A 7,087-nucleotide genomic window follows, 5' to 3' on the forward strand; every position below is an offset into this window, starting at 1 on the left:
ATCATCCTTTCAAATCTATGCTTTTTGAATCAGCGGTGCAATAATTGACGCTGCCGCCCAGAACAAAACGTAAAGCAGCAAATCAATTCCGTTTAGTCCGTTAAGTCCTGAGAACACCGAAACAGCAACAGCAATCAGCACGCCTAATGCAACAGCTAAAACCTGAATTACAATTGCTATTGAGATATTATCCTTAATTTTTATACAGCCGCTTATTGCTCTTGCAAGCGAATGTAGCTTGCCCTCTGTAGAGATAAACGCTCTTGAGCTTTCATCTCGTCTTGACATTTCATCTTTGCAGATATTTCCGAGCGTTGTCGGCAGTATTTTCACATTTCTTATAAATACGCCAAAGTCCTTTGCAACCTTAAGCTGAGAAACATTCGGGTCAGCCGTTCTGATAAGAATTGTAACGCCGTTTTTCTCAAGGCGAGAAAGCTCAGAGGCAAGCCTTTGGTCGGCGTGATATTCGGTAACAAGCATGGCAACAAGCTGTCCTGCATTTGCAAGATAGGTTATGCAGTTACTTCGGCTTTCAATTGAACTTTCCTCAAAGTCAAGGCTCGGCAGGTTGATTGAATACTTCTTCATAAGGTCACGGTTACCCAGCAGCAGTCTTTCGCCGCCAACCCAGCTTACAAGTCCCTTGCCGTCCTCATATTTTACGCTTTCAACCTCAGGCAGCTGTTCTCCCTTTTCGCTTATAACGTCCTCAAACATATAGGTCATCGGTGTATTGGCAACCTTCATAACCGCTGCGGCATTCAAAAGAGCCTTGTCGATATTGTATGTGTTAAAAGTTTTAACGCTCAAAAGCTGAACCTTGCCCCTTGGGTAAAGCTCACGGCTGTCAACCATAACCGCACTCGTTTCCGAAAAGGTTTTTACAGCAGGATAGCCTATAATCATCGCCCTGTTTTTGAGCGATTCGCCGCACAGCTTTCTCATTGGAATATTAACGGCGAGCAGGCAGCACATTGGAATTCCCATGCAAGAAACAGCGGCAAAAGCTGAAACAGCGCCGGAAGCTGTTCCTGTTGATATACCGCATATTATAGCGGCAAGCACTGCTATAACGGTTGTAATCGGCGCCATAAACGAAGCCGCACGCTCGCTTGGGTCGGGCATATATGAGAATCTGAGGAAACCCTTTAAGAATTTTGTTCTACTCTGCAAAGCAACAACAGGCTTTTCAGCGTTTGTACCGTCTATCATCTGCTGCGATACTTCCTCGTTATCATAAATCCTTGCGGCATACTTTCTGTTCGGCGAAGAAGCAAACTTGAAGTTATCCTTTATTCTGCGTACAATACAAAGCTTACCAAGATTATTAAACAGCAGAGCGACTATTGCAAGAATTGCATACAGATGCATTCCGCCGCTGAAAAACGCCTGCGGCTCAAAGAATGACACAATGCCCTGCACAAGACAGCCTACAACCGCAACCGCAACTGCCGTATCGGAATTGCCCTTGAACGCAATCAGCGGCTTAAGTCCGCCGATAACAGTGCTGTGGCAGAGTACCGCTCCGATTATAAGCAGGATAAGGCTTATAAGGCAGGTCATAATATCCGCATTCGGCATATTTTGAGTGAGCGCTGTCGGAAAATATCGTTGAATAACATAGAAAGCTAATGTTATTAAGAACAAAATTGTAAGCGTAATACAGCGGAACGAAACCTTGCGGTTATCATAATTTATCTCGGCTCTTATCGCCCTTGCATCAGACGGCTTATCGTAGTCCTCTATTACCTGATCATTCTGTGGATTCAGGTTTGTCTGAGCACGGAACTCCGAGAAATCAGCGCTGTTCTCAACATTGCCGAAGAGCACGTCCTTAATTGACCTTCTCTCCTGCTTATCCTGCGGTATTTCCCGCTGAGCGTCAATATTATTTTGCTCCTGAGCACTTTCCTTTTTGCGCCTGAGCCTTTCAGCCGATTTTTCGGGGTTGTTCATTTCCTCTTTGACAGCCCTTGAAACCTCCGAATTAAGCTCAGGTCCTTCGCTGTACATATTGGGTCTGTATTTCGCTTGTCTTATATATTCCTCATACTCACGGCGAACAACAAGCGGAATGTTTTCATTTGTAAGGCTGATTTTTTCAACTAAATCCTCGTGTATGTATTTTGGAACAACCTTACCGTTTACAACCTGTCTGCCATCAACGCTGTCTATCTTAACCTCCTGCGCAACCTCTTCAAAGGTTGCAGGCTCAGCCTTAAGCTCTTCCGCCGCCTCCTGTGCTGTTGTTTGTTCGGCAACCGGCTCAGCTATGCTGTCATTGACAACAGGCTCTGTCTTAGCAGGCTTATTTTCAATTATCGGCTCAGCGGCAGATATATCAACAAATTCTTCTTGTGCCTCTTTGCTTTCGGGTTTTATTTCTTCCGTATCCTCAGCCTTTTTATCCTTATCGCTATGCTTACCCTTCTTGCCTTTGATGCTTTCGCCATTCCAAAAGCTCTTGAATTTTCCGAGCAGGCTCTTTTTACTGTGCTTTGCCGATATTACAACATCAACCGGCGTATCCGGACCCTCGGTGACAATATTCTCATCAAGGCTTTGCTCAGGCTTGGTTTCTGTGTCTGCTTCTGTCTGGGTTTCTTCATTGTCAACCTCAGCTTCTTCCTCTTCCGGCTCTTCCTGCGGCTTCGACGGGTCAATCACCTTTAACACAGGTCTTGACACAACAGGCTTTTCCTCCTCGTCGGCATAATCTGCGTCAATTGTGTCTTCCTCGTCCTCATCAGACTGTTCGTCCTGCTCGTCTGCGTAGCTGCCGTCCTCATTCCAAATCTTTTTGATTTGCTCTATCGGAGAAGCTTTCTTTACTGTCTCGGCTTGCTCGTCCTCGTCAGCTTCAACGTCGGGTTCTTCGCTGTCTATTACATCTGTATTTTCTTCCTCGTCAAGCTCCTCGTCTTGCATAAACTCCTCAGAACCGAGCGACGGTCTTAAAAACGAATGTATTCTGCCGGAAATTTCTGAGAAAATTCCGCCCTTTCCTTCAATCTTGTAATCGGTGTCATAATCAAACACCTCGGAGCCTTCCTGCGCCTGTGCTTTATCACGCTGCTTTGGGGCATAGTCGGACAAATCGTCATACTTTACGCTTGACTTTATCCACTCTGACTTTTCCGCTTCAACCTCGGCTTCGATTTCCTCTTCGGTTACCTCTTCTTCATCAATGCTCTTATTCTTTATATCCTCACCGTTCCAAAACGCCTTAATCTTTTCAATCAATGACGGTGATTTTTCGCTTTTATCGCTGTTATCCTCGACTGCCGTATAGTCAGCTTCTTCGTCAGACTGTGTACCATCCTCTATTTCTTCTGTATCATCTTTTTCCTCAATATTCACATCAGCATCATTATAAGGCTCTTCGTCGTTTTCCGCATCAGTTTGTTCTTCCTCGGCGACTTGCTCCTGCTCGTCCTCGTCAAACACAGACGGATCGAAGTCCGGATCAAACTTTTCTTCAAAATCCTCTGAGCCTGTCCAGAAAGCCTTTAGCCTGCCAATAAAACCCGGTTTCTTTTGTTCATACTCGCTGTTGTAATATTCCTCCTGCGGCTCATTCTCTGCTTCATCAACATTAGCTTCTTTTTCAGCTTCGGACTCTTCCTCGGCTTCAACCTCGTCATATTCTGAGCTGTCTACTGTTTCCTCCTGAGATTCCTCTGTGCCCTGTATGGTGATATCATCATCAAATTCGTCATCATACTTGCTATCGTCATACTCATACTCGTCAAACGTATTATCTTCGCTACCGCCGCTTAGCGCAAAATCATCGTCAAGCTCCTCCGGCAGTATAGGCTCGGAATCTATATCATCCTGCTCGTCAAAATATTCTTCTTCAAATACTTCCTGCGGCTGTTCATTATTATATGTATGGTCAGCTTCATATTCAGCTTCGGTAATATTTTCGTCATCTTCTTCAACGGGTGAAGGCTCGTCCTTAACAGCGTCATTTTCTCTTTCTTTTTCCCCTATGAAAAGACCAAAGCTGTGCTTACTCTTTTTATCTTTCTTTTTCTTCTTGCTATTCACGCTGTTGTCTGAGTCTTTTTCCGCATCAATGCTCGCCATAAGCTCGGCAATTTTCTTTGCCTCTTCGCTTTGCGCCTCAGATTGCTGTGCCTGATATTCACGCCCAAAGCTTGAAATATCTATTGTTTCCTCTTCCTCGCTGTGCTGCGACGGCTGATAAAAGTCCTCTCGAAAATCGTCCGGCCCGCCCTTGCCGAATTTATTATTTCGCTTATCGTTTTTCCGACTCATTTTATCATCCCTTTCTGCATTAATAGTCTTGTCTTTGACGTGCAAACTCATACATTAAAACACCTGCCGCAACAGATGCGTTCAGCGAATTAATCCTGCCTTTCATCGGCAGTGAAATAATACAATCGCATTTTTCCCTTACAAGCCTGCCAATACCCTTACCCTCGTTGCCTATAACAAGAGCCGCTGCTCCCTTAAGGTCAGCCTTGCAGTAGCATTGACCGTCCATATCTGCGCCGTAAATCCAAACGCCGTTTTCCTTGAGCATATCTATGGTTTGCGCTATATTTGTAACCCTTGCAACGGGAACATATTCAAGCGCCCCTGCCGATGCCTTATCTGCTGTAAAGCTCAGTCCTGCGCTGCGGCGCTTTGGTATTATAACGCCGTGGACTCCGGTACATTCGGCAGTTCGTATTATTGCACCGAGGTTGTGTGGATCCTCTATTTCATCAAGAATTATAATAAACGGCGGTTCGCCCTTTTCTTTGGCTATATCAAGAATATCCTCAACGCTTGAATACTCCTTTGCCGATGCAAAAGCAACAACGCCCTGATGCGTCTGTCCGCCGCTCAGAAAATCAAGCTTTTTTGCGTCAACCTCTTTAATAACGGCACCGCCTTTTTTCGCCTTTGCTATTATCGGAGAAAGCGAACCCGAAGCGCCCTTTGCCACAAATATTTTGTCAATCGGTCTGCCGCTTCTTAGTGCCTCGCTGACGCAGTTTCGTCCGATTATTATATCGTTGCCATTCTTACGGTTTTCGTCCATAATCAACCTCCAACAGCTTTTGATACACAACCACAGTCAAAAGCCAATAAAAACCCAATTATTCTTTATTATACCACAAGATTACAAAAAAGTAACTATTTTTTTGCACAAAAGCAAAATCTTTACATTTTAATACAATTATAGGATTTTATTCCGTTGACAAGCGACAAAACAAATGCTTTAATATAATTAACAATATAAAGGGAGTGATCGTATGAGCATACAAGACGAGCTTGAAAGATTGATGACAGACGCAAAGCAGGACAAAAGTCTTAGAAATAAGCTTGTATCCGCAGGACGGACAGACGACCCGATGAATAGCTTTTGCGACGTCTGCTTAAGCAATGGGTACGAAATTTATCTGGGCGAGCTTTTTGCCTACGGTCAGGATATGAACGATTCAAAGCTCAGAAGTGTAAACGGTGGCGGCGTAAACGCAATTGACGGCTGGGACGACACCTTCGGTATGCTTATTAAAGAGCTTGAGGAAATGGAAGATTAACAGGAGTGATATAAATGGCAAAAGGAGCAAACCAAAAGCTTAAATGCCTGTACCTTGCCAAAATTCTGCTTGAAAACACAGACGAAGAAAACGCTATGACAATGAGCGATATTTTGGCGGCTCTTGCTATGAACGGTATAAAGGCAGAACGAAAAAGCATTTATGATGATTTAGAGGCTCTGCGTGTTTTCGGCATTGATGTTGTGGCACGCAAGGGTAAAAGCTACGAGTATTTTATCGGCAAGCGTGACTTTCAGCTTGCTGAGCTTAAGCTTCTTGTTGATGCCGTTCAATCGTCAAAGTTTATAACCGAGCGTAAATCAGAGCAACTTATAAAAAAGGTTGAGCAGCTTGCCAGCAAAAAGCAGGCAGAGCAGCTGCAAAGGCAGATATGCATTAAAAACCGTGTTAAAACTATGAACGAGAGCATCTACTATAACGTAGATAAAATTCACACTGCTATTTCAAACGGCTGCAAGATATGCTTTAAATACTTTGAGTGGAAGGTATCCTTTACCGGCGGCGAAAAACTAAAAAAGCAGCTCAAAAGAAACGGCAGCAACTATATAATCAGCCCTTGGGAGCTTACCTGGGACGATGAAAATTATTATCTCATCGGCTATGACAGTCTTAGCAAAATGATTAAGCACTACCGTGTTGACAAGATGATGTCGATTGAGCTGTCACCCGAAAAGAGAGATGGACAGGAGCATTTTAACAGCTTCAATCTAAGTGATTACCAGAAGAAAACCTTTTCTATGTTCGGCGGCAAAGAGGAAAAGGTGACAATGCAGTTTTCTAATAATATGATAGGCGTTGTTGTTGACCGCTTCGGCAAAGATATTATTATTTCTAAATGCGATGAAAACAGCTTTCAGCTTACAGTGGGCGTTAACGTAAGCCCTCAGTTTCTTGGCTGGATATTCGCACTCGGCGATGATGTAAAAATTCTTTCTCCGAAATCGGTTGTAGCACAGATGAAAAAGCAGAGCAAAAAGGTTTCAAAGCTTTACAAAGACAAAGAGAAAAAGTAACTTGGCAACACCGTTTGCCGGCAGGCGCAAAATTACTTGAAAATTAAAAATTTTTGTGCCATAATCTAACAGAAAAATTTAATAATGACACATAAACGACACAAGTGGTGCCATGCACATAAATCTGATTACGGTTGCTATGTATTATTCCATATTTCAGCTTTATCTGCATAACTACTTGTGTTTTTTTGTGCCAAAATGAAAGGAAGAAATTTATGCCGAGAAATCAATTTCAGAGAATGGTGTTCGCCTTTGCACAGTAGTTGTTACAGTTCACGCCTATGTATTTTATAGCCTTTATGTTGTCAACGGAAGCACTCTGATGACAATCACCGGTACAAAATTACCTCGTCAGGGTCAAGCCGAGTTGATATGCACCCCAAAAGTTAGACACTTTTGGAGGTGCATATTTTTATGGGTAAAACAGGAAGAAAAAACAAAGTATATAGTGCAGAATTCAAAATAGGTGTTATAATGGATATGCGAGAACACCAT

At 43.4% G+C, this 7,087-nt stretch carries 4 protein-coding genes; 2 read left to right on the plus strand and 2 right to left on the minus strand.

What is annotated here, in order from left to right; translation table 11 throughout:
* Nucleotides 1–15: 15 nt before the first annotated feature.
* Nucleotides 16–4,284: a hypothetical protein gene (locus GMA13_RS08555; protein WP_255910998.1), complete on the minus strand. Its 4,269-nt coding sequence runs from the start codon at nucleotides 4,282–4,284 to the stop codon at nucleotides 16–18.
* A 19-nt stretch (nucleotides 4,285–4,303) separates the two neighbouring features.
* The gene (gene rlmB, locus GMA13_RS08560) at nucleotides 4,304–5,056 is read right to left on the minus strand and encodes a 23S rRNA (guanosine(2251)-2'-O)-methyltransferase RlmB (RefSeq protein WP_255884072.1); all 753 of its coding nucleotides are present in this window, start codon (nucleotides 5,054–5,056) and stop codon (nucleotides 4,304–4,306) included.
* Between the two features lie 214 nt (nucleotides 5,057–5,270).
* On the opposite strand from rlmB, the gene GMA13_RS08565 reads away from it, so the two are divergent.
* Both GMA13_RS08565 and GMA13_RS08570 read left to right on the plus strand, forming a co-directional pair.
* A complete protein-coding gene (locus tag GMA13_RS08565) occupies nucleotides 5,271–5,558 on the plus strand; it encodes a hypothetical protein (protein WP_255884074.1) in 288 nt (95 codons plus the stop codon).
* A 14-nt stretch (nucleotides 5,559–5,572) separates the two neighbouring features.
* Entirely contained in the window at nucleotides 5,573–6,592 is a 1,020-nt protein-coding gene (locus GMA13_RS08570; protein ID WP_255884076.1) for a YafY family protein, read from the plus strand.
* Nucleotides 6,593–7,087: the final 495 nt, after the last annotated feature.

Origin of the sequence: Ruminococcus sp. zg-924, assembly GCF_024433635.1 — a bacterium.
Classification (GTDB): Bacteria; Bacillota; Clostridia; order Oscillospirales; family Acutalibacteraceae; genus UBA7067.

Coding starts and splice junctions, on each gene's coding strand:
- GMA13_RS08555 (WP_255910998.1), bottom strand. CDS start 4,284: ATGAGTCGGAAAAACGATAAGCGAAATAATAAATTCGGCAAGGGCGGG.
- rlmB (WP_255884072.1), bottom strand. CDS start 5,056: ATGGACGAAAACCGTAAGAATGGCAACGATATAATAATCGGACGAAAC.
- GMA13_RS08565 (WP_255884074.1), top strand. CDS start 5,271: ATGAGCATACAAGACGAGCTTGAAAGATTGATGACAGACGCAAAGCAG.
- GMA13_RS08570 (WP_255884076.1), top strand. CDS start 5,573: ATGGCAAAAGGAGCAAACCAAAAGCTTAAATGCCTGTACCTTGCCAAA.